The organism is Nocardia sp. CWNU-33 (assembly GCF_046764895.1).
GTDB lineage: Bacteria > Actinomycetota > Actinomycetes > Mycobacteriales > Mycobacteriaceae > Nocardia.
Genome location: NZ_JBKOQN010000002.1, coordinates 221,337 through 241,008, shown reverse-complemented (window position 1 = coordinate 241,008; position 19,672 = coordinate 221,337). Strand labels below are relative to the sequence as shown.

Here is a 19,672-nt window from a genome sequence, read left to right as displayed (position 1 = left end):
CATCCGGTATCAGATCGGTTGGCTCAGTGGCACATTCACCCCGCTCGAAGCGACGGGTCCGATGCCGAATTACCGTGCGCCGCAGCAGCTGCGGCGCACGATCTCGAGTCCGACGAGGCGTCAGTCGCACACGGCGCCGTAGGACGCCGACCCCACCAGCTTCGAGTACTTGGCGAGCACACCACGGGTGTAGCGGGGCGGCAACGGTTCCCAGTCCTCGCGGCGGCGGTTGAGCTCCTCGGCTTCGATCAGTAGGTCGAGGGTGCCCGCGCTGACGTCGAGGCGGATCTGATCACCGTCGCGCACAAACGCGATCGGGCCGCCGTCCACCGCTTCCGGGGCGACATGGCCGACGCACAGTCCGGTGGTGCCGCCGGAGAAACGTCCGTCGGTGAGCAGCAGGACATCCTTGCCCAAGCCCGCACCCTTGATGGCCGCGGTAATCGCGAGCATCTCGCGCATCCCCGGACCACCCTTGGGCCCCTCGTACCGGATCACCACCACATCACCGGCCGCGATGGTGCCATCTTCGAGTGCGTCCATCGCGGTGCGCTCGCGATCGAAAACCCTTGCAGTGCCGGTGAATACCTCGGAATCGAAGCCTGCCGACTTCACCACGGCACCGCCGGGTGCGAGCGATCCCTCGAGGATGGTGATGCCGCCGGTCGGATGGATCGGGGACTTCATGGCACGGACCACCTTGCCGTCGGGGTCCGGCGGGGCGATCTCGGCCAAATTCTCCGCCACGGTCCGCCCCGTCACCGTCAAGCAGTCGCCGTGCAGCAGCCCGGCATCCAGCAGCGCCTTCATCATGACCGGGACACCACCGATTCGGTCCACATCGGTCATCACGTGCTTGCCGAAGGGTTTCACGTCGGCGAGGTGCGGTACCCGGCGGCCGACGCGGGCGAAATCCTTCAGCGTCAGTTCGACATTCGCGTCGTGCGCGATCGCCAGCAGGTGCAGCACGGCGTTGGTAGAGCCGCCGAATGCCATCACCACGGCGATCGCGTTCTCGAAGGCCTCTTTGGTGAGAATGTCGGCCGTGGTGATCCCGCGCCGCAGCAACTCGACGACGGCCTCGCCGCTGCGCCGGGCATAGCCGTCGCGGCGGCGGTCGGTCGCGGGCGGCGCCGCGCTGCCCGGCAGCGACATGCCCATGGCCTCGGCCGCGCTGGCCATCGTGTTCGCGGTGTACATTCCGCCGCAAGCGCCCTCACCCGGGCAGATTGCCCGCTCGATGGCGTCGACATCTTCGCGGCTCATCAGCCCGCGCGAACACGCGCCGACCGCCTCGAACGCATCGATGATCGTCACCTCGCGCTCACTGCCGTCGGACATTTTCGCAATCCCCGGCAGGATCGAGCCTGCATACAGGAACACGCTGGCCAGGTTCAGCCGGGCCGCCGCCATCAGCATGCCGGGCAAGGATTTGTCACACCCGGCCAGCAGCACCGAGCCGTCGAGGCGCTCGGCCTGCATGACCGTCTCGACGCTGTCGGCGATCACCTCACGCGACACCAGCGAGAAGTGCATGCCCTCGTGCCCCATGGAGATGCCGTCGGAGACCGAAATTGTTCCGAACTCCATGGGATAGCCACCCCCGGCGAACACACCTTCCTTGCTGGCCTTCGCGAGCCGATCCAACGACAGATTGCACGGGGTGATCTCGTTCCACGAGGAGGCCACCCCGATCTGCGACTTCCCCCAGTCGCCATCGCCCATCCCGACCGCTCGCAACATCCCTCGAGCGGCGGTCTTCTCCAACCCATCGGTGACATCGCGGCTGCGCGGCTTGATATCGGGACCATTCGGATCATTGGGCACGATGTTCATCATCCTCCCATCACCTCGCCCGCGGCCGCCGACCACGCCGGTGGGCGCCGAGATCGGATACCCGGCAACGCCGCAGTGGTGTTCGTCGACCGCGCCACACCTTACGGTCCGTCGAGCAGGGCGCGCCAGCCCTCCTCGTCGTCGAAGAAGGTACGGACCAGCAGTACGGCAGCGGTGGAGGGCAGTGCCGGGAAGTTCGCCCGCACGATCGACGATCTACGTGACGGTTTCCTACGCGGGGGTGACCAGCGGAAAAACGCTCGAAGCGGCAGTATCGTGCGTTGAACGCGGTCGAAAAGGGTTGGATCCCGTGCGATGGGCTGCTTTCGTTGGTGTGGGGCGTTCTGTCGGGCCGCACCACTGCCGATGACCTCGTGAAATACACACTGGCCTGCGCGATCCGCGAACGCGCCGAACTGCGCACCGCCTCACGACAGCCACGGAAGCTGACCTTGTTCAACGTCACCGCCGCATGACGGGGCGCTGACCGGCCGACTTCGCGCTCTGACCGCCGGTAGCGCCCGCTTCGCGTCAATTCTCGACGGTCAGCGCCGATTTCGGGCGACACGAAGTCTGCTCTGCGCTATGGGGGCTGACTACGGATCTTCTGATCCGTGTCCACGACTGGGTGGTCACGTCAGTGCTCGGAGTTCGTTATCGACCCGGCCGTGCGTTCGGGCGAGCTGTATGGCGGCGGCGCCCGGTTGCCCGGATCGCAGATATGCGGCGTGGCCGTGAGCTGCCGGGACTTCAGCTGGGACGGGGAGCGAGGCGGATGATCGGGATTTCCCTGTCGGTCTTTTGCTGGTATCCGGCGAATCGGGGTGTGGTGGTCGTGATCTGCTGCCACGCCTTGTCGCGTTCGGTGCCGTGGAGTTGTTCGGCGGTCACGTCGAGGGTTCGGCCATCGACGTCGATGCGGACCTTGTCGGGGTTGGCGGCGAGGTTGTGGTACCAGGCGGGGTTTCCCGCGGCGCCGGCCGCCGAGGCAGCGATGAGGTAGGTGCCGTTGTCTCCGGGAAACCAGGCCACCGGTGTGGAACGTTCGACGCCGCTCTTGCGGCCGAGCGTGGTCAGGACGAGAGCGTCCATTCCCATGAATTTGCCGCCGCCCTTGCGGCGCAGGCGTTCAGCCATGAACTTGTTCATCCACGTGGTGAACCGGCCGGAAGGTTGGCGGGCGCCGCGGGTGCCCGCGGGGGTTCCGAAGCTCATCGGATTCTCGCTTTCGCTGTGTTCTGGCAATTGGGGTCAGAAAGCCTCGGCCGGGTTGTGGACGGTGCGCTGTACCTGGACGTTGCGCCGGGCTAGACCAGCAGCGTGCGGTGCTGGAGGTCGGTGACGTATTTGGTGATGAGCTGCGGCGAAAGGTGTGGGATGTCGTTGTCCGGGCCGATTCGCACGTTGTGGACGGCGGTCTGAAACGTCTTGGCCGGGATGACCGAGCCGCGGATCGGGTGCTCCGGACGGGCGTAGGCGTGCAGTAGCGGCAGTACCGAGGCCTGGCGCTGCTTCTCGGGCAATGCGCGCAGTGCGGTCTCGAAACGGTCGAACCAGTCGCGGTAGTCGGTGATGCGCTGGATCGGGTGGCCTGAGTCGATCAGCCAGTCCACGACGTTGTCCAGGGATATGCCGTCGTCGTGCGGATTCACCACATCGAAGGTATGGAATCCTGCCGTGCCGAGGCTACCGAGCGTGGTGATCGCCTCAGCGGTGAAGTCGGCGGGCAGCCCGTCATAGTGGGCGCGCCGTCGCGTGCCGTCGGAGTGGGTCTCGTAGAAGGAGGACGGCGCGATCCCGGTCGCGACCAGACTCAGCACCAGGCGGGTGAACATGTCCGGCACGTTGAGCTGCCCGCGGTAGCGGCTGTGCGCGAGGATCATGTCGGAGCGGAAGACTGTGACCGGCAGACCGCACAGGTCGTTGGCTTCACGCAGCAGGACCTCCCCCGCCCACTTGCTGTTGCCGTAGCCGTTGGCATAACCCTCATCGATGACACGCACCGAGCTGAAATCACGGATGTCACCGTCCTCGTCGAACCGCCCTGGCTCGACTTGCGCGGCGACGCCCACCGTCGAGAGATAGGTGACGGGCTTGAGCCGCCTGCTGATCGCGAGGCGAATCACCTCGGCGGTGCCGACCACGTTCGGCCCGAACAACTGGCTGTAGGGCAGCACATGGTTGACAAGGGCAGCCGGGTGGACGATCAGATCGACGCTGTCGGCCAACCGATTCCAGGTCGCGCCGTCCAGGCCGAGGTTCGCCTCGCCGATATCGCCTGACAGGACTTCGAGGCGGCGGGCGGCCAGCTCCTGGAAATGCTCGACCAGCTCCGGGTCGCCACTGTCGAATGCCTCGTCGAGCCGCTGCCTTGCTGCCACCGCGTCGTTGCCACGCACCACGCAGATCAGCGTGCCACCCGACTCATCCAGCCGCTCCAGCCATTCCAGGCACAAGAAGCGCCCCAGGTAGCCGTTCGCTCCGGTCAGCAGCACCGTTCGGGCAATGCCGTCGGGCGCGGGCAATGCCTCGGCGGCGCTCAGGGTCCTCGCATCGATGAACTTGTCGAGGGTCAGGTCACCGGCGTAGATCGCCGATCCGTCGCGGCCGTGGACCGTGGTGAGGGTGGGCTGCCGCACAGCCGAATTCCGCGCCCTTTCCACGTAATCGGCGAGATCACGTAGCCCGTTCGCGGGGCTGATGACCACGCCGACCGGCACGTCCACCGCGAAAATATCCTGGAGCAGGTTCGAAAACGACAGCGCCGAAAGGGAATCACCGCCCAGTTCTGTGAACTGGGCGTCCGGACGGATATCTGTTGTCGCGCAACCCAGCAGTGCGCGGGCGGCCCGGCTGATCGTTTCCAGCACCGGCAGCTCGGCAGCGGTATGCCGCAGGGCGAGCAGTTCGTTGTCCTGCTGTTCTGCCAGGTCGTTGTACAACTGATCGAGTCGAGCGCCGTAATGCGCTGTGAGCTTGGGCCGCAACAGTTTACCGATGCCGGAGAGCAGACCGTTCTCGATCGTGAACGGCTCGGTCTCGATCAGGAAGTCGCGCGGGATCTCGTATGAGTTCAGATCGGCCTCGTTCGCGATCTGCTGCAACGACGCCGCGATCGCGCCCTTCAGCGCATCGGTGTCGAGAGCCGCCGCGGTGGGCACGACCACCGCGAGCAGGTAGGCGCGTTCGCTGCTGCCGTAGACGAATATCTGCCGGACCAAGGGGCTGCCCGCGTAGATGGCCTCCAACTGGGAGACGGCGACGAACTCGCCCTGCGACAGCTTCAGCACATTGTTGCGACGGTCAACGTAGACGAGTTGATCTGGACCGATCTCGGCCATGATGTCGCCGGTCTTGTAGAAGCCGTCCGCGTCGAAGATCTGCGCGGTGACCTCGGGACGCTTGTAGTACCCGGGAATCATGGTGCGCGTCTTCAGCAGCAGTTCGCCGCGAGGATGCGGCTGGTCGGTCCGGAAATATCCCAGCTCGGGGACGTCGACAAGTTTGTAGTCGAGCACCGGCGGCCGGCGCGGCTGGTTGTCGACCAGCACCCCGCCCGCCTCGGTGGAGCCGTAGCCATCGCGCAACTCCACATCCAGGACGGACTCCATGAAGGTCTTCAGCTCCGCAGCCAGCGGTGCCGAGCCCACCGAGGCGGAGATGACACGCCCGCCGAGGAAGTCTTGGCGCAGTTCGGTTTTCACCTGCTGCTCGGTGGCGCCGCGCCGGTCGAGCTCGCTCTGATAACGCTGGAAAATCATGTCGCACACGCGTGGAACGAATATCACCGCCGTCGGGCGCACCAGTCCGATGTCCTCGAACAGCGTCGACATATCGCTTCTTGCCGTGAAGTAGGCAATGCCGCCGCGCGCGAGAATCCCCGACAGGGTGAGACGGCCCGCGAGGTGGCTCATGGGCAGATAGTTCACGCCGATCGTGGGCGCTGTGGTCGAATCGAACCAGGCGGTCGTCTCCACCCAGATGCCGGCAGCAAGCCGATCGGTGTACATAGCGCCCTTGGGCGTGCCCGTACTTCCTGAGGTGTAGATGAGCAGGGCCAGCGGGTCGGCGTCGGCGTCGGGGACGAACGGCGGCGCGGGCGGTGCGCCACGGCCGCGGGTGAGCACCGAATCGAGCGTTTCGACGACAATCGCGCTACCGGCGTCCGCAAGCCGCTGTAGTGCCGAATCGACCGCCGCACGCTGCGCGTCGTCCTCGGGGTGGTAGTCGAAGACGACAAGATGTTCGGTGGGCACCTCGTCGAGCAAGCAATCGATGGCGTCATCGAGCAGTTCCGGCGTCGCGGCGAGCACCCGAGGGTTGGTCTCGGCAATGATCGCCCGCAGTTGGGCGACCGCGGCCCCCGCCTGCAGCGGCACCGACACCACACCCAGCGCTGCACAGGCCAGATCGAGCGTGACGTAGTCACAACTCGTGAAGCCGAGTATGGCGACGAAATCGCCTGCGCGCACAGGATGTTCGACGTCGTGATGCCACGCGGCGGCCACCGCTCCGATTCGCTCGCCCAGTTCCCGGTAGGTGATGGTCTCGAATCTGGGCAGCAGACGAAGCGTGCGCCGACCCGCCACATCCGTGGTGAACTCGAATGCCCGCTGCCCGAGCGCGGGACGTTCGGCATAACCTTCCAGCACCGTCGCAATGACCTGCGCATACCGCAGTCCTGGTCGACTCAGCGCTGTGCTGATCTCTTCGGATGGCTCGGCGTCGCGAACCTGCTGATCACAGGCATACAACTCGGCGATGCGCTGTTCGCGCCGCCATGCTGGAGTATCGATCGACATGATCCAGCCTCCCTTGGTCGGATATCGCTCACACGAGAGACCGACGCCGGATGAAGCGGCTGACGTCGGCGAGGGAGGCAACCACAGGACTTCCCTCTTTCGATCTGTAGTTAGCTCAGTCAACTACCCTTTCCGGTATACACCTATAGCGTCCAGCTCTTGATGTGACTCACATCTCAGATATTTCGACCCGTCGGCGCTCCGTCCGCGGCACCCGACCTGGGCGATACGGCACGCCGAGCCGTTGCCACACGCTCGCTCCGAAGGACTCGACCCCGAGGACAATCCAGGGCGGTAAGGTGTGACGGCAAGAAAACTCGCATGGCACGCGAACAAGTCAGGTTTGCTGCATGTTTTGTGTCAGTACAGCGAGATCGGGCGGTTCATGGCAGATTGTGAAGATGTGACCAATACTTCCGGAGACGCGTATCCCCTCGCGGACACGATGACCACCACGGTGACAACGCCCGAGGGCGCGACTGTGCTGACGGTGTCCGGCGAGGTCGACCTGGCGACAGCGCCCGCGCTCGAAGCCGCGATCGAGGGCATTCTCGCCGGTAAACCCGTGGCCCTGATCATCGACCTGTCCGCGGTCAGCTTCCTCGCCTCGGCGGGGATGGCCGCACTGGTCGGGGCGCATCAGCGGGCGGGAGCGTCAACCTCGATCGCCGTCGTCGCCGATGGCCCGGCGACCAGTCGCCAGCTGAAGATGACCAGCCTGGATCAGGTCTTCGCGCTGCATTCGACCCTCGATCAGGCCCTGGCGTCGTTCCGCTGATCCTGGAGTCCCACAGCCCTGCTCGTTGCGGTGGACCGTGGAATGCTGGAGCCTGTGGGAGATCACGGCACGCATGACACCGTCCGCCGCAGCTACGACAGCGTCGCCGAGAATTACGCCACAGATCTCCGCGATGAGCTCCGCGGCAAACCGCTCGACCGGGCACTGCTGAGCAGTCTCATAGAGCAGACCGAATCGGGAACACCGATCGCCGACCTCGGCTGCGGCCCTGGACATATTGCGGCCTGGCTCGCCGATCACGGTGCGACGACAGTCGGCATCGACCTATCCGCCGCCATGGTCGCGGTGGGACGCAAGCACTATTCAGCGGTCGAGTTCCGTGCGGGCGATCTGCTCGAACTACCCGCCGCCGATGGCGAATTCGGCGCCGCGGTCGCGTTCTACTCGATCATCCATCTCGCGCCTGGCGAACTGCGCAGCGCCTTCGAACAGGTGCATCGCGTGCTGCGCCCGTCGGGCCTGTTCCTGGTCTCGTTCCACATCGGATCGGAAATCCGGCATTTCGATACCTGGTGGGGACACGAAGTGGACGTCGACTTCCGCTTCTTCGATCCGGATCAGATCATCGCCGACCTGACGGCGGCGGGGTTCGAGGTGCGGATGCGCATGGAGCGCCCGAACTATCCGCACGAGGTCGACACTCGCCGCGCCTACCTGTTGGCTCGCCGGGCCGACCCGGCGAGCCTCCAGGATCTCAGCAGAGTTCGCGCAGCTGCTCGATCAGCTTGATCCGCTCGACCGGGGTCGCGGCCATCGGAACGACGTTGAGGACGGTCACGCCCGCCTCACGGAACGCGGCGACCCGCTCCTTGACGTAGCCGGCGGGGCCAACGAGGGAGATGTCGCGCACCAGGTCGTCCGGAACGACCTTGGCGGCCTCTTCCTTCTTGCCGGCCAGGTACAGCTCCTGAATACGGTCGGCCTCCGCGCCGTAGCCGTACTTCGTGGCGAGGGCGTGATAGAAGTTCTTGCCCTTCGCGCCCATGCCGCCGATATACAGCGCGAGGTGCGGCTTCACGAATTCCAGTAGCGGCGTGACGTTTTCACCGATCGCCAGCGCGGGTCCGGCATACACGTCGAGTTCGCCGAGGATCGGATCACGCTTGGCCAGACCGGCATCCAGAGATTCACCCCAGATTTCCTTGGCCTTCTCGGGTACGAAAAAGATCGGCTGCCAGCCCTCGGCGATCTCGGCAGCCAGCTGCACATTCTTCGGGCCGAGCGCGGCGAGCAACACTGGAATGCGTTCGCGCACTGGGTGATTGATCAACTTGAGCGGCTTGCCGAGGCCGGTGCCCTCGCCTGCGGGCAGCGGAATCTTGTAGTACTTGCCGTCGTATTCGAGCCGCTCACGCCGCCACACCTTGCGGCATATCTCGACCAGTTCCCTGGTGCGGCCGATGGGCGAGTCGTAGGCGACGCCGTGGAACCCCTCGATCACCTGCGGGCCCGACGCGCCGAGGCCGAGCACGTAGCGGCCGTCGGAGACGAAGTCCAGGCCCGCCGCGGTCATCGCGGTCAGGCTGGGGGTACGGGTGTAGATCTGCAGGATGCCCGAGGCCAGCTGCAGACGGGTGGTTTTGGCGGCCAGGTAGCCCAGCGCACTGACGGCGTCGAAGGAGTACGCCTCGGGGACGAACACGATGTCCAGACCGGCCTGCTCGAGGTCAGCCACTTCCGCCGCCGCCTCTTTGAAACCGCCCGAGTAATTGATGCCCAATCCGATCCGCATAACACTCAACATAACCGCAGCTACGGACCGGGCGCGCACCGGCCACCCACGCGCGGGCGGTAGCGTAATTGCCGAGACTTCCCCGTGATCGCCGAAGAAACGAAAGGCCACCCGCCGTGTCGCAGCCCACCACGTCGTCCCAGGAAACTGCACCCTCCTTCGGCAGGGCCACGCTCGCGCAGTACCTGACCGATCTGGCCGCAAAGGTGCCCGCACCCGGTGGCGGCGCGGTCGCCGCACTGCACGCCGCTCAGGGCGCCGCACTGGTTGCGATGGTCGCCCGCTACACCACCCGCGCCAAGGATGCCGAGCACCGCCCGATCGTCGACCGCATCATCGAGGCCGCCGACGCCGCGCGCGACCGCGCACTCGCCCTTGCCGACGCCGACGCCGCCGCCTTCACCGCCGTTGGTGCTGCCTACAAGCTGCCGAAGACCACTCCGGAAGTCGTCGCCGAGCGCACCGAGGCCATCACCGCCGCACTGATCCAGGCCGCCCGGGTGCCCGCCGCCGTCGTCGACGAGGCCGACGAAATCCTGTCGCTTGCTGCGGAACTGCTTCCGATCGGAAACCCGAACGTGGTCACCGATATCGGCGCGGCCGCCGACGCCGCTCGCGCGGCCGCCACCAGTTCGCAGCTCAATATCGAGATCAACGTCGCCTCCCTCAGCGCCGCGGAAGGCGACCGATTCGCACCCGTGCTGATGCGCGTGGAGGAGATCACCGCGCGTGCCGATGCCCTGCACGCCGACGTGCTGCACCTCGTACGCAGCTGACAACGGGGCCCGGGAATACCAGAGGTTTCCGCGCGGCGGTGCCGGGTACGCCCGATATAGACCGGCAACGAGGTCCGAGTTCGCGATGACCTCCGGCGCACGAGGCAGAAGGCCGCCCGCCCTGCTCGCTCACCGGCGCTCGCGAACACCACGCCCAGCACCGCTGCCGCGCCGACACTCGCGGTCGTGGCACTCATGCGCCTCGGCCCGACAAGGACACCGCCGCCAAGACGGTGCTCGGCACCTCGCGCTGGCGCTGACCGCTGGAACGCCATGGCCGAGCCGCCGAACCCCAGCCATGTCACGGCCGCGTCCGCCACGGTCGGAGAGGAGGACCTGCCGGCACGGTTCACCTACAGCCGGGGGCCGTTACGGATTCGGTACCTCGAGTTGATCATGAAGTCCTAGAATGGATTTCTGCCACCACACCATCTAGAAGGGGTGGAGCCATGAGGAGCGTACTCAGATACCTGTTCCTCGCAGTCATGGTCATGGCCTTGGCTGCGTTCGGGTCCGGAACAGCATTCGCGACCTCTATCGGAACACCATCGGCTGCCTCGGTAGCGGCCGTCACGCCATCGGCCGGCCAAGAAGTCGGCATCGCGCATCCGGTCACGATCCAGTTCACGGCGGCTGTCGCGGATCGCGCTCGCGCCGAACGAGCCATCGATATCACGTCCACCCGATCGATCCCGGGTACGTTCGCATGGGCGAACGACCGCGAAGTGACGTGGACACCCACGGGATTCCTTCCCGCCCGCTCACCGATCTCGGTTCGAATAGGTAGTGCGCGAACGGAATTCAGGACCAACGCTGGGGTGATCGCCGACGCAGACATGTCCAACCACACCTTCACGGTCACCATCGGCGGCCAGTGGCCGCGCACAATGCCCGCCTCGATGGGCAAACCAGGCTACGAGACGCCAACGGGCATCTTCCCGATTCTCGAGATTTTCCGCTCGGTGGTCTTCGACTCACGCACCATCGGCATCCCGTTGAGTTCCCCCGAGGGTTACGTCATCAACGGTGAATATGCCGAACGCCTCACGTGGGGTGGAGTTTTCGTACACTCGGCACCCTGGTCGGTGGATTCCCAGGGCTATGCGAACGTCAGCCACGGCTGCATCAACCTCGCACCCGACGACGCCGCCTGGTACTACGAAATCGCCAGCATCGGCGACCCGGTCAGCGTGCACTGGTAGACCGACCGCACTCCCCCGCCTCCTGACCGCGATACCGCCGAAATGTACCGCCCGGCAACGAGCGGGGCGCCGGCTGTCCATGTGTGAGTTCGACATTCGAGCACCGGGCGACCATTCGTGCCGACTGAGGGTAATTGGATGACGTGGCCGGGCGCGTTCGCTTGCATTGCGGTCGATGCGCAGTATCCTCCGGAGCTATCAGAGTGGGGAACGAACCTGACGGTATGAGCTGATGAAGGCGGGGCAATGGATCGACCGGACATGCGAGGACGGCCTGGGCAGGCCCATCGAGGCGACTGGCCCGAACGGGCCCATCGAATCCCCGCCGAACCCGAGCCGCACACTGCGGCCTACGCCCCCGACTATGCCGACGACGATGACGATGTCTTTGCGCGCCTGATCGATCGGTCGCGGGTGCGGCGGCGCTGGTATCAACTGCCGAAGGGCAGTCGGCGCTGGATGCCCGCACTGCTCGCCTCGCTCGGCTCCGCGGCACTGCTCGCCGCCGCCTTTGTCCAATTCCGCGGCGCCCCGGCGCCGGCGCCGACCGCGGCGTCCAGCTCAGCCGATATCCCTGTCTCGGCCACCATTCCCGCAACCCGATGCCCCGCCGAAAAAGTCGGCAACCGTATCCAAGGCAATGGCGCAGGCGGCGTCGACTCCGGCCCTGCGGCGATTTTCGCGTTCCAATACGCCTACTACGTGACACGCTCCAGCGAGCAGGCCCGCGCTGTCGTAGCGCCCAACGCGGCCGTGTCGTCGGCCACCGACATCCAACACGGCATCGACACGATCCCCGCGGGCACCACGCACTGTGTCACCATCACCCCCGGTGCGTTCGTCGGCCAGTACCTCGTCCGAGTGAGTGAACAGCGCCCCAATGCACTGCCGGTGGCCTACAACGCCCAACTGGTGACGACCGCCCGTGCGGGCGGTCGTACGCTCATCACCGGTATCTCCGCAGCCGAGTAGATGGGCTGTAGCCGGTCCGCGTACCGCGCATACCGACACGGATGTCGGCCGCAGGTCTCCATCCACCTCATCGTTTCGGCGAATCGGTGATGTACCGAAGTCGGTTGTACAGGGCGTCGAACGCGCGGGCTCGCCGCGCTCTCGACGGGCTCCCCGCACGAGAGACTCGACAGCGCCCGCGCAATCGCACAAGGGTTGTCCAACGCCGAGGTCGCCGAGAAGCTCAACCTCAGCATTGCCACCGTGAAATCGCACACCGGCAGACTGTTCACCAAGCTCGCGATCAAGAAGCGAGTCCAGCTTGCCCTCCTCATCCGCGACGCCCAAGACTGAGTCGTCCAGCGCGGCACTACCCTTCGCTACGGCTGCGGTCGTCCGATGACCTGCTGCGGATCGCGAACACGGTCACCACCAGCAACGCGATCAGTTCCAGCACGTTCCAGGGAATCGGATCCGACGCGGGCTCGGCGGTCGTGGTGCGCGGGAGCACGGGTGGCGACGCGACGACCGGCCTCTCCAGCGCGATCACGGGCACTGCCGCGGGCGGCGGCGCAGGCGCAGGTTCGGCAACAGTCCGGCTCGGCGGCACCAACGGCGGGCTGAGCAGGAGTGGAGCACCGGGCGCCGGGGGCGCGCTGTTCGGCAACAACAATAGACATGTCAGTAGCGCACTGCCGGTGGCGGCGCTGCCGACGACGACACTGCCGAGGCCCGAACCGCTGCTCGAGCCAGATCCGATCAGCCCGCTGCCCACTCCACTTCCGGTGGCGGAACCGACAAGGATTCCGGCGGCACCGACTGCGGCGCTCCCGGAACACGCTAGCTCGACGCTGCCCTGGTTCAACCCGAGTGCCTCGACCGAACCGACTGACGTTGCGGCCATTTCGGGCTCAGCACCTCCCGTGACGGGCAGTCGGCTTTCTGCGCTGCCGGTATCGAACCCGTCGACGGTGCGCGGCGAGCCGGCATTCGAACCGATCGCGTTACCCGCGCTTCCGGTCGAGATGCTGCTCGAGCCGAGGCTCAGCGCTGTACCGGAACCAGAGCTTCCAGTCGACACATCGGTGACTCCCGGCGTCGCGCTCCCGGTCGCGACACTGTCCACGAGCGACTGCCACGGCGGGTCCGCGGCAGCGGTCGTCGGCCTGCCTGCCAGCGACGCCACCGCCACCGCCACCGTCACCAGGAGCAGCTGCGCGAAGCGCAGACCCCTTGTGCGCCTTCGTATTCGTGGTACAGCGATTGCAAATGCCATCTGCAGCTACCCTCGTCCGTCAGCTCGTCCGCACCGGTTTCCGAAGCTCGAACAACTCGTCAGGTGACCTGCTGGAAGCGCGCCAGCGCTAGTTCGAAGGCATCCATCGGGACGGTGTTCCCACCGGAGAAGGGCTGGTCCAGGTTGTGGACCTCCAGAATCGCGGCGCCGACCACGACACCGAGCAGCGCCATCATCAGAACACTGCGCCTGGTGACCCGCACACCCGATAGCACAGGGCTCAGCAACAGCAGCAGTGTGCCGAAATACAAAGCCACATAGAGGAACCCCGGAATCCCGTACCCCACCACGAGCGCGCGGTCGTGACGTGCCCCTGCGACTCTGTCCAGGCTCGCCAAGGTGGTAGCGCGCAGGTTGTTCACGTACGGATCCGACGATCGCATCGAATCCACGCTGTCGCGAAGCACATCGAGAGTTCCCTGGGCCTTTTGACTCAGGTGACCGTCTCGATCCATCATCGACCACTCCTGGTCGACGACCTGTGTGGTGTAGTCACGCACCAATCCCTGGATCCGGTGATGCTCGGGATCCGGCATGGCATGTGCCGCCGTGTAGGTGTCGACCAGCGACTTCGCCTCGGCCACAGTGTAACTGCGCGCGGTCTGATACTGCTGCCAGCAGATGATCACCACGAACGCCACGGTTGCCGCGAAGAACGTCTTGATCAGATCGAAAACCAGCGTCCCCGCAGCTTCGTCACCCGTCTGCCGCCACGAATCCGGCCGCAACCTGTCCCCCAGCACGAACACCAGCACCGCGAGGGCCGTAACCCCTATCGCCACGATCAATTCCCTTGCCATATCAGCGATCCCACCTTTCGCACGACCGGCATAACGTGTCTCGGACACAGATCGACACCCGCCGAGGGATACCTCGGCGCCAGGCGCGATCGGAGGAAGCTTCGATCAACAGGTATTCGCCACGGCGGGGCCGCCGGATGACGACGAGAATGAGAACGACGCCACTTCGCTTGAAGGAGAGCCGTTCTCGCGCGGAGCGCGCAGCGGGCCCGAGTGGGCTACAGTCGAATGAAGTGAGCGCCGTATTGCATGTTGGCCCCGACGGCCGCAATCACTATCGGGTCGCCGGAGCCCAGGCCGATCACCCCGTTGCGCAGATCCTCGGCGAGGAGGATGAGGACGCTGGCACCGGAGGTATTGCCGTAGCGGTCGACGTTGATCGCCGTACGGTTCTCGGCAATGCCGAGGGCGCCGATCAGCTGCTCGATGAGTCGGCGATTGGATTGATGCGGATACAGGCGTTCCAGGTCACCGACATCCCACTGCACATCGGCCAGGACACGATCGATCGACTTCTGCATGACCGGCGTGTATGCATCCGCGACGCGCTTGCCGATGATGTGAACCGCATAGTCCGACAGCGCGGCACCGGGCAGTCCTGGCGGGCAGAGATTTCCGCCCGCGGGTTGGACGGCGATCTCGAAGTGCTCATTGATGGTTACCGCGGACACCAGCTCCGAACTGCTGTCGTCATCGGCAGCCTCGAGGATCACCGCGCCCGCACCATCGCCGAACAACAGGGCCGATAGGAAAGCCTCGCTCTCCTTGCCGTCGTACTCGATACCGCCGGTGAATACCTCGCGGTTGAGCAATGGCGAGGCAACTTGAACCATCACGACCGCGACCCGCTTGCGGACACCGCTGAGGATCATCTCCTTGGCCCACTGCAAACAGAACACCGCACCGCCACAGCCAATATCGGCCTGGAGTACTCCGGCGTCGGACCGCATCCCGAGCCGATGGTGGAGCAGCTGCGCATCGCTGCCGAAATGCAGCCGATCCGGGGTACTGCCGCCGACGATCAGACCGTCGAGTGCGGTCGCATCGACGCCGGCGACGGTAAGAGCCTCTTGCAGTGCTGCTTCCGCCAGCACCCCTGCCGGGCCGGGCGCTTCACCGTATCCGGGCGGAAACAGCGGACGGCCGGTTTTGTCGTCGAGATCGAAGCTGAATCGCCGCTCGCGAATCCCCGTCTTCTGCTCGAATTCCGCAGGCGTCCAAGGCATCCTGCGCGGACCCGGAAACATACCGAGGAGTCGCTCGTTGGTCATTACCAGCGGTGGGACCGACGCGCCTGCGCCGGTGATCCGTACTTTCATGATGTTCCATGCCTGTTCGCTGTTGCGACACGGTCGGAATACGCCCCGTCGACACCGCTGTCAGGCCACACGGAACCGCCCGGAATCCGCTCGGGAACAGGCGCAGGTTCGTTGCGGCAGCGACGATGAGCTGAGTGGCAGCGTGACCGACAGATGAGAAACCTCATCTCGGCATATCGCCAGGTATCAGCCGCTCACATCCAGAGGTTTCTCAGGGGCGCCGATCTCCGATCGGTCGCTTGGGTGGGATGTGCACGAGCGAACGATACCCACGGGTTTGTTCGAGCCGGAACTCACAAACCCCCACAATTGGGAATATTCCACCTGAAAGGAACTGAGACTCGGACCGCTGTCAGTGGCGACCGACTTCAGGCGCGGCGGGCGTTTTCGGCCGCGGTGACGACGTGGCGCATCAGGAGGGCGGTGGTGACCGGGCCGACTCCGCCGGGGACGGGACTGAGGGCAGCGGCCTTACCGCGCACGGAATCCGCTTCGACGTCGCCGACGATCTTGCCGTCGGGGGCTTCATTGGTGCCGACGTCGACGACCACCGCAGCTTCGCCGATGTGTTTGGCGGTGACGAGGTCGATGCGTCCCGCGGCAGCGACGACGATGTCGGCGGCAGAGGTCACCGAGGGGAGGTCGGTGGTGCGCGAGTGGGCAACGGTCACGGTGGCGTTTTCGGCGAGTAGCAGCTGAGCCAAGGGCTTGCCGACGATGTTGGAGCGCCCGACGACCGCGACATGTCGACCGGCGAGGGGGATTTCGTGATGCTTCAGCAGTTCGACGACAGCCTCGGACGTGGCGGGGACGAAACCGTCGAGATTGCTGGCGAGCAGGCCGAGTGACAGCGGGCTGACACCGTCGACGTCCTTGGTCGCGGCGATCGAGGAGCTGACGTCGTCGAGGCCGATACCGGCGGGCAGCGGTGTCTGCAGCATGATCGCGTCGGTGGCGGAGTCCGCGCTGCGCGCAGCGAGCTCGGCGCGGATTGCCTCGGCGCTCGCGTCGGCGCCGAGTTCGACCGTGTCGCACGTGATTCCGAGTCGCTCGGCAGCCTTGCGCAGCGAGTTCACATACCAGGCGCTCGCCGGGTCGTCGTTGGCGACGACCAGGGCCAGGCGCGGGGCGGGTCCGCCCGTAGCCAGCGCGGCGGCGCGCGCCTTGGTGTCGGCGTTGATGGCGGCGGCGAGTTCCTTGCCGGACAGCGAAACGGTATCCACGTTGTCACACCTTAATGGTCACGACGCGCGCACTGTCGCGCCGGTCGCGGCGGCCACCCGCAGCCGTGCCCGGTTTGCCCGGATGCCGGGAAGAAACCGCCGATTCGGCCTGGCAATTACACGCATATGGCTTCTACCAGTCGTATTGTGATCAATGCTTGCCATCGGCTAACTGTCAGCTGACGTACCGAAAGCCCCGTTTCATGCGCGGAAAGGTGTCGACTGTAGTGAAGATCTCGAGGCATTGGAAAACCCTGATCGCGACCTTGTTCGCGGCGGTCACCATCACCGGTCTCGCCAGCGCGCCCGCCGAGGCCGCCCCGGACATCGACGCCCTCTACAACTCCGCCCAGCGCAACTTCACCGACGGCAACGACGCCGCGGGCCGTGCCGAGCTGCGCGAACTGCTCGGCGCGAACCCCACCGACGCCGAGGCGCTGTCGTTGCAGGCCATCTGGTCCCACTACGCGGGAGATCTGCTCGCACTCGCCGATGCCATGGCGCGCCTCTCCGCCGTGGATCCGGGGCTGGCGCAGGGCACCACCAACGTGCTCGGCGCGATCACCGCCGCCGTGGGCACCCTGCCGAATCCGCTGCCTGCCATTGTCGGCCCGCAAACCGGAATCGTCGCGCTCGGCTACGGCCTGCTGCCCGACGGCGCGTTGCGCCCCGAGCTGGTGAACCGGCTGACCGCGACGTGGTTGCAGGCCGTCGCCTCGCCGTTCTCACCGGTCATCGTCACCGGCGGCAACCCGCAGAACGGCATCACCGAAGCCGACGCGATGCGCAACTGGCTGGTCGGTAAGGGCTTGCCCGCGGACCGCGTCCATGTCGAGAGGCGGGCGGGCTCCACGGTGCAGAACGCCTTGTTCAGCACCACGATGCTGCGTGATCTCGGCGCGAGCAGCGCGGTGGTGGTCACCTCCCCCAATCACATTCGCCGCGCCGTGGCCGACTTCATCGTCGCTGGAACCCGCGTGGTCGGCGCCACCACCTCGCTGGAACAACTGGTTTCCCAGCTCCCGCCGCCCGCCAAGCAGGGTCAGCGCGGGATCTACCTCGACGCCACCCGCACGTTCCAGCTGGCGACCGCGCGCTAGCGCCGAAACGCCTGTCGGTCGGCACCGGCCGTGTACGACACGGCAGGATGTCCTGGTGATGTCAACGGAAAGTACCGACCTGGTGGTGCGGCTGCGGGCGGCCGGCTGCGTGTTCGCCGAGGAGGAGGCCGCGCTACTGGCCGCGGCGGCCGCCGAGACAGGTGCGGACCTGGAGCGATTGGTCGCTCAACGGGTGTCGGGCATGCCGTTGGAGTATCTGCTCGGCTGGGCCGAATTCCATGGCCTGCGCGTCGCGGTGGCACCGGGGGTGTTCGTGCCTCGGCAACGCACCGGCTTCCTAGTCGACGAGGCCGCCGAGCTCGCTCGCGCACACGAGCGCCCCGTGGTCGTCGACTTGTGCTGCGGCTCCGGCGCGTTGGGGCTGGCGTTGGCGACAACACTGGCCGACGCGGGTCTGTCGATCGAACTTGCCGCCGCCGACATCGAGCCTGCAGCGGTCGAATGCGCCCGGCGCAACCTCGCACCGATCGGTGCAGCAGTGTATGAGGGCGACCTCTTCGAGCCACTTCCCCGCGAACTGCGTGGCTGCATCGACATCCTGCTCGCGAACACCCCCTACGTCCCGTCCGCGAAGATCGCCCAGATGCCTCCCGAGGCACGCGACTACGAGCCACGCTCAGCACTCGACGGCGGCCCCGACGGCCTCGACATCTTCCGCCGCGTCGTCGAAGCCGCCGAATCGTGGTTGGCCCCCGGCGGCCACCTCCTCGTCGAATCCAGCGCAGCCCAAGCGCCGACTGCCACCGCCGTCCTGATCGACCACGGATTCGCCGCCCGCACAGCAGAATCCGAAGACTTCTACGCCACCGTCGTCATCGGCACCAGGCCATAGGAGGTCTGTTCGACGAACCGCACGCGGTGTTGGGCGATTCGACATTTGCAGCAGTCCGGCCCCGCTCGCCGAGCAGCGGATGAGGCCTCGGCCGGGGAGCCGTGTTACTTGTTGCGGCCGGTGAATTCATCCATGGAGTGGTACACGCCAACGGTGTTGAGGAACAAGTCGCGCAATTTGATCGGCAGCAGACCGGAGATCGCCTTGTTGAGCCGAGAGGTCCACGGGAGGATTACCAACGGGTTGCCCGCCTTCATCTCACGCCACGAGGTGTCGACCACCTCGTCTTGCTCGAGGATCGGCGTGAACAGGAAGCCTTTCGCGCCGTCGAACATTCCGGTGTTGATGTAAGTCGGACAGACCGTCGTAACCTTCACGTGCTCGTGACCTGCCTGCTCGAGCTCGATGCGCACCGAGTCCGACCAGCCGAGTGCCGCCCACTTGGACGCGGCGTAGACGCTCATCCGCGGGTTCGACACCAGTCCCGCCGACGAGGCGATATTCAACACCCGCGCCTGACCCTTACCCGCGACCATCGCGGGCAAGAACTCGAGCGTGATGTACATGGGGGCAAGGGAATTGATCGCCATCGTCTTGTCGATATCGGCGCGATTCGTGGTTTCCCAGAAGTAGCTGTTGCCGCGGACAATGCCTGCATTGTTGACCAGGATGTCGATATCGCCGACCTCGTTGCGCACCGCGACGGCGGCTTCGACGATGGCATCCTCGGAGGCCACATCGACGACATACTCGTGGACATTGCCGCCGAGCGCGGTGAGTTCGGCGGCGGCGTCCTTCAACCCGACCTCGTTGACATCCCACAGCACCACCGCCGCAGCACCCTCCCGGACGGCTCGCTCGGCGAACAGCCTGCCGAGGCCCATCGCCGCACCCGTGACGAGAACCTTCTTACCTGCGACCGTGTCCAATTTCATCCTTGCCTCTGTGTCGTCTCTCGTGAAAATTGTTGCCGGCGCAGTGG

18 protein-coding genes are annotated in these 19,672 nt (G+C 65.8%); 9 read left to right on the top strand and 9 right to left on the bottom strand.

What is annotated here, in order from left to right; translation table 11 throughout:
- Positions 1–120: 120 nt before the first annotated feature.
- The gene (ilvD, locus tag ACLMAL_RS03350; RefSeq protein WP_411997892.1) at positions 121–1,836 is read right to left on the bottom strand and encodes a dihydroxy-acid dehydratase; all 1,716 of its coding nucleotides are present in this window, start codon (positions 1,834–1,836) and stop codon (positions 121–123) included.
- Between the two features lie 281 nt (positions 1,837–2,117).
- Between ilvD and ACLMAL_RS03345 the strand changes: the two genes are divergently transcribed.
- Positions 2,118–2,312 (top strand): hypothetical protein, encoded by a 195-nt coding sequence (locus ACLMAL_RS03345; protein WP_411997714.1) that lies wholly within the window; start codon positions 2,118–2,120, stop codon positions 2,310–2,312.
- A gap of 274 nt (positions 2,313–2,586) precedes the next feature.
- Here the strand turns inward: ACLMAL_RS03345 and ACLMAL_RS03340 are convergent, their stop codons facing one another.
- Together ACLMAL_RS03340 and car are read right to left on the bottom strand one after the other, a co-directional pair.
- A complete protein-coding gene (locus ACLMAL_RS03340) occupies positions 2,587–3,051 on the bottom strand; it encodes a nitroreductase/quinone reductase family protein (protein WP_411997713.1) in 465 nt (154 codons plus the stop codon).
- Positions 3,052–3,143: 92 nt separating this feature from the next.
- Positions 3,144–6,638, bottom strand: coding sequence for a carboxylic acid reductase (gene car / locus ACLMAL_RS03335; protein ID WP_411997712.1), 3,495 nt, complete (start codon positions 6,636–6,638; stop codon positions 3,144–3,146).
- Positions 6,639–7,083: 445 nt separating this feature from the next.
- Here car and ACLMAL_RS03330 point away from each other — a divergent pair, with 445 nt between their 5' ends.
- A complete protein-coding gene (locus tag ACLMAL_RS03330) occupies positions 7,084–7,416 on the top strand; it encodes an STAS domain-containing protein (protein ID WP_328413017.1) in 333 nt (110 codons plus the stop codon).
- A gap of 42 nt (positions 7,417–7,458) precedes the next feature.
- On the top strand, positions 7,459–8,166 hold the full coding sequence (locus ACLMAL_RS03325; RefSeq protein WP_411997711.1) for a class I SAM-dependent DNA methyltransferase: 708 nt from the start codon (positions 7,459–7,461) through the stop codon (positions 8,164–8,166).
- Here the strand turns inward: ACLMAL_RS03325 and ACLMAL_RS03320 are convergent.
- Positions 8,132–9,169, bottom strand: coding sequence for an LLM class F420-dependent oxidoreductase (locus tag ACLMAL_RS03320; protein WP_411997710.1), 1,038 nt, complete (start codon positions 9,167–9,169; stop codon positions 8,132–8,134). The two genes, ACLMAL_RS03325 and ACLMAL_RS03320, sit on opposite strands and share 35 nt — an antisense overlap.
- Before the next feature lie 116 nt (positions 9,170–9,285).
- Between ACLMAL_RS03320 and ACLMAL_RS03315 the strand changes: the two genes are divergently transcribed.
- From ACLMAL_RS03315 to ACLMAL_RS03300, 4 genes are all read left to right on the top strand, one after another.
- Positions 9,286–9,945, top strand: a complete 660-nt coding sequence (locus ACLMAL_RS03315; protein ID WP_411997709.1) for a cyclodeaminase/cyclohydrolase family protein — start codon at positions 9,286–9,288, stop codon at positions 9,943–9,945.
- Between the two features lie 449 nt (positions 9,946–10,394).
- Complete coding sequence (locus ACLMAL_RS03310; RefSeq protein ID WP_411997708.1) at positions 10,395–11,147, top strand: L,D-transpeptidase; 753 nt, start codon at positions 10,395–10,397, stop codon at positions 11,145–11,147.
- Positions 11,148–11,408: 261 nt separating this feature from the next.
- The gene (locus ACLMAL_RS03305) at positions 11,409–12,119 is read left to right on the top strand and encodes a hypothetical protein (RefSeq protein ID WP_411997707.1); all 711 of its coding nucleotides are present in this window, start codon (positions 11,409–11,411) and stop codon (positions 12,117–12,119) included.
- 183 nt (positions 12,120–12,302) lie between these two features.
- Entirely contained in the window at positions 12,303–12,452 is a 150-nt protein-coding gene (locus ACLMAL_RS03300; RefSeq protein ID WP_411997891.1) for a response regulator transcription factor, read from the top strand.
- Positions 12,453–12,468: 16 nt separating this feature from the next.
- Here the strand turns inward: ACLMAL_RS03300 and ACLMAL_RS03295 are convergent, their stop codons facing one another.
- The 4 genes from ACLMAL_RS03295 to ACLMAL_RS03280 form a co-directional block, all read right to left on the bottom strand.
- Positions 12,469–13,374, bottom strand: a complete 906-nt coding sequence (locus ACLMAL_RS03295; protein WP_411997706.1) for a hypothetical protein — start codon at positions 13,372–13,374, stop codon at positions 12,469–12,471.
- Positions 13,375–13,433: 59 nt separating this feature from the next.
- Positions 13,434–14,195, bottom strand: coding sequence for a hypothetical protein (locus ACLMAL_RS03290; protein WP_411997705.1), 762 nt, complete (start codon positions 14,193–14,195; stop codon positions 13,434–13,436).
- 218 nt (positions 14,196–14,413) lie between these two features.
- Positions 14,414–15,514 carry a 3-oxoacyl-ACP synthase III family protein gene (locus ACLMAL_RS03285; RefSeq protein ID WP_411997704.1) on the bottom strand — a complete coding sequence of 367 codons (1,101 nt, stop codon included), beginning with the start codon at positions 15,512–15,514 and terminating at the stop codon, positions 14,414–14,416.
- Between the two features lie 368 nt (positions 15,515–15,882).
- Positions 15,883–16,737: a bifunctional 5,10-methylenetetrahydrofolate dehydrogenase/5,10-methenyltetrahydrofolate cyclohydrolase gene (locus ACLMAL_RS03280; RefSeq protein WP_411997703.1), complete on the bottom strand. Its 855-nt coding sequence runs from the start codon at positions 16,735–16,737 to the stop codon at positions 15,883–15,885.
- Positions 16,738–16,964: 227 nt separating this feature from the next.
- On the opposite strand from ACLMAL_RS03280, the gene ACLMAL_RS03275 reads away from it, so the two are divergent.
- Together ACLMAL_RS03275 and ACLMAL_RS03270 are read left to right on the top strand one after the other, a co-directional pair.
- Entirely contained in the window at positions 16,965–17,837 is an 873-nt protein-coding gene (locus tag ACLMAL_RS03275) for a YdcF family protein (protein WP_411997702.1), read from the top strand.
- A 58-nt stretch (positions 17,838–17,895) separates the two neighbouring features.
- Positions 17,896–18,690 carry a putative protein N(5)-glutamine methyltransferase gene (locus ACLMAL_RS03270; protein WP_411997701.1) on the top strand — a complete coding sequence of 265 codons (795 nt, stop codon included), beginning with the start codon at positions 17,896–17,898 and terminating at the stop codon, positions 18,688–18,690.
- Positions 18,691–18,794: 104 nt separating this feature from the next.
- On the opposite strand, the gene ACLMAL_RS03265 is transcribed toward ACLMAL_RS03270, so the two are convergent.
- Complete coding sequence (locus tag ACLMAL_RS03265; RefSeq protein ID WP_411997700.1) at positions 18,795–19,625, bottom strand: SDR family NAD(P)-dependent oxidoreductase; 831 nt, start codon at positions 19,623–19,625, stop codon at positions 18,795–18,797.
- Positions 19,626–19,672 lie beyond the last annotated feature (47 nt).

What these genes read in the sequence shown, in the direction of transcription:
- ACLMAL_RS03295 (WP_411997706.1), bottom strand. Translation starts at nt 13,374, where the DNA reads ATGGCATTTGCAATCGCTGTACCACGAATACGAAGGCGCACAAGGGGT.
- ACLMAL_RS03270 (WP_411997701.1), top strand. Translation starts at nt 17,896, where the DNA reads ATGTCAACGGAAAGTACCGACCTGGTGGTGCGGCTGCGGGCGGCCGGC.
- ACLMAL_RS03325 (WP_411997711.1), top strand. Translation starts at nt 7,459, where the DNA reads ATGCTGGAGCCTGTGGGAGATCACGGCACGCATGACACCGTCCGCCGC.
- ACLMAL_RS03310 (WP_411997708.1), top strand. Translation starts at nt 10,395, where the DNA reads ATGAGGAGCGTACTCAGATACCTGTTCCTCGCAGTCATGGTCATGGCC.
- ACLMAL_RS03320 (WP_411997710.1), bottom strand. Translation starts at nt 9,169, where the DNA reads ATGCGGATCGGATTGGGCATCAATTACTCGGGCGGTTTCAAAGAGGCG.
- ACLMAL_RS03265 (WP_411997700.1), bottom strand. Translation starts at nt 19,625, where the DNA reads ATGAAATTGGACACGGTCGCAGGTAAGAAGGTTCTCGTCACGGGTGCG.
- car (WP_411997712.1), bottom strand. Translation starts at nt 6,638, where the DNA reads ATGTCGATCGATACTCCAGCATGGCGGCGCGAACAGCGCATCGCCGAG.
- ACLMAL_RS03330 (WP_328413017.1), top strand. Translation starts at nt 7,084, where the DNA reads ATGACCACCACGGTGACAACGCCCGAGGGCGCGACTGTGCTGACGGTG.
- ACLMAL_RS03285 (WP_411997704.1), bottom strand. Translation starts at nt 15,514, where the DNA reads ATGAAAGTACGGATCACCGGCGCAGGCGCGTCGGTCCCACCGCTGGTA.
- ACLMAL_RS03340 (WP_411997713.1), bottom strand. Translation starts at nt 3,051, where the DNA reads ATGAGCTTCGGAACCCCCGCGGGCACCCGCGGCGCCCGCCAACCTTCC.
- ACLMAL_RS03290 (WP_411997705.1), bottom strand. Translation starts at nt 14,195, where the DNA reads ATGGCAAGGGAATTGATCGTGGCGATAGGGGTTACGGCCCTCGCGGTG.
- ACLMAL_RS03305 (WP_411997707.1), top strand. Translation starts at nt 11,409, where the DNA reads ATGCGAGGACGGCCTGGGCAGGCCCATCGAGGCGACTGGCCCGAACGG.
- ilvD (WP_411997892.1), bottom strand. Translation starts at nt 1,836, where the DNA reads ATGAACATCGTGCCCAATGATCCGAATGGTCCCGATATCAAGCCGCGC.